The organism is Corynebacterium sp. HMSC071F07, assembly GCF_001810285.1.
GTDB classification, from domain to species: Bacteria; Actinomycetota; Actinomycetes; order Mycobacteriales; family Mycobacteriaceae; genus Corynebacterium; species Corynebacterium simulans.
This window is the reverse complement of sequence record NZ_KV800708.1, coordinates 161,955-163,737: the sequence shown is the minus strand read 5'-3', so window position 1 is coordinate 163,737 and position 1,783 is coordinate 161,955. Positions and strand designations below refer to the sequence as shown.

The window sequence follows — 1,783 nt, the reverse complement described above, 5'->3', positions numbered from 1 at the left end:
CCGTTGGTTCGCTGGTGGGTGAGCTCGTCTTCGCCCCGGGCCACGGACACTGGTGGCTTTTGCTGTCTGCGGCCTTTGCTATTTCCATTGGCGCGCTCGGCGCCTTCCTGCAGAATGCGCTACGCCTGCCGCCGCCGGGTTCCTTCTTCGTGGTGATGGTCGGCGGCGGCTCCACCATGCTCGCGCGCACCGACATCACCCCCTTTGCGGTCGCTGCGTGGTCCGTTGCGGGTGTCATCGCTGCGTACTGCCTGGGCATGCTGCCTCGCTTCCATTCCCCGCACGGTCCGGAGACCCGCACTGTCGCGACCCTAGAGAAGGCCACTGCCGCCTTTGAGAACTCCACAACCGACGTCTTGGCACGCCACCATCAAGCACAGACGGCGCTGGCGAATACGTGGCAAGCGCTTTCCGACGCCGGTATCGTCCGCGGCGGCCGCGTCGTCCAAGCATCACAAGGCCACCTCGTGGAGCGTGCCCTTGCCGCGCAGAACCGCATCGTGCAGCACAACCAGTCGCTGGATCTCTCTGCCAACTCGGATGAGCTTTCTGACTCCCCGACCTACGTCGACCCAAACCGCACCGCCATCCCGCACACCAAGCCGACGATGCGCTACCGCATCTACCGCGCGTCGGTGGGCAACTCGCATGCGGTGGTGACGGTAGAAAAGATTCTGCTTGCGGCCATCGCCACCACGCTCGTGGGCCTTGCACTGGGCCTAAACCGCCCGGACTGGGGCGCAGTTTCCGTGCTGCTTCTTCTGCAGTGGGGCCCGGACCACGTACCCGGCACCATCCGCGGATTGCAGCGAATGGTGGGCTCGCTGCTCGGTGTGTGCGTGTTCTACCTCATTGCGTCCTTCGGATTAGAAAGCTGGACGCTGCTGCTCGCGCTCGCTGCCTGCCAATTCTGCGCGGAGATCTTCGTGGTCAAGAACTACGCCATCTGCGTCATCTTCTCCACGCCCCTGGCGCTGCTCATGGGCCATACGGCCGATCACTTGGCGTTCACGGCCTTCTCCCGCATCAGTGAGATCGCGCTGTCGGTGGTCTTTTCCTTGCTGGTGCTCTGGTTATGGAAGCCGCGTGCCCAGCTGACCAACCACTACCGTCTGCAGGTCCGCTGCCAGGAAGCAATCACCAGCCTGCTGGGCGCACTACTTTTCTCGACCCCCGACGAGTCCCTAGCCGCTCGCCGCGACCTGCAGTACGAGCTGCTTTCTGAGCGCCGCTCTATCCAGTCCATTGCAGTCAACCACCCGCAACACGTGGGTGAGTTCTGGCAGCGCCACCTTGCCCTGCAGCATGCGGGCTATTTCATCTTGGACTATTGCTCAATTCACCCAGACGAGGTTCCGGGTGACATCAACGCGCTGGTATCCCTAGCTCGAATAGACTTCGAAAAGTAGAGATTTATCGAGCACATGCTCTTCGATGCGCTCAAAGACCTCAAAAGCCGATAGCAACTCGGCATCTGCGACGTCGTACGAAGAATCATCAAAATTTGGCAGTTGCATTCGTGGCAATCCAATCCATTAGAAACTCTGATTCCCTGATACTAGCGGATAAGCTAGCGCTGCTCCAGCACCGCAATCGCGATATGCACGCGGTTCGTGCCGCCAATCTTTTCCAAGATGTGCTTGATGTGCGTCTTGACCGTGGCCACAGAGACATAAAGCTGCTCCGCGATTTCATTATTGTCCAGTCCCTTCGCAACCAGCTGCGCCACCTCGTTTTCGCGCGCACTCAAATCCGCCAGGACGAGCGGCTCTTGCGGCTGGGT

Annotated in this window: 3 protein-coding genes; 1 reads left to right on the top strand and 2 read right to left on the bottom strand. The window is 60.7% G+C overall.

Annotated features, from left to right (window positions below; all coding sequences use genetic code 11):
• On the top strand, positions 1–1,409 hold a 1,409-nt coding region (locus HMPREF2724_RS05850; protein WP_246818214.1), incomplete at its 5' end, for an FUSC family protein.
• Here HMPREF2724_RS05850 and HMPREF2724_RS13400 read toward each other — a convergent pair.
• Both HMPREF2724_RS13400 and HMPREF2724_RS13150 read right to left on the bottom strand, forming a co-directional pair.
• Positions 1,383–1,517 carry a hypothetical protein gene (locus HMPREF2724_RS13400; protein ID WP_256365590.1) on the bottom strand — a complete coding sequence of 45 codons (135 nt, stop codon included), beginning with the start codon at positions 1,515–1,517 and terminating at the stop codon, positions 1,383–1,385. The two genes, HMPREF2724_RS05850 and HMPREF2724_RS13400, sit on opposite strands and share 27 nt — an antisense overlap.
• A gap of 53 nt (positions 1,518–1,570) precedes the next feature.
• Positions 1,571–1,783: response regulator transcription factor (locus HMPREF2724_RS13150; protein ID WP_246818213.1), on the bottom strand; the 213-nt coding region annotated here is incomplete at its 5' end.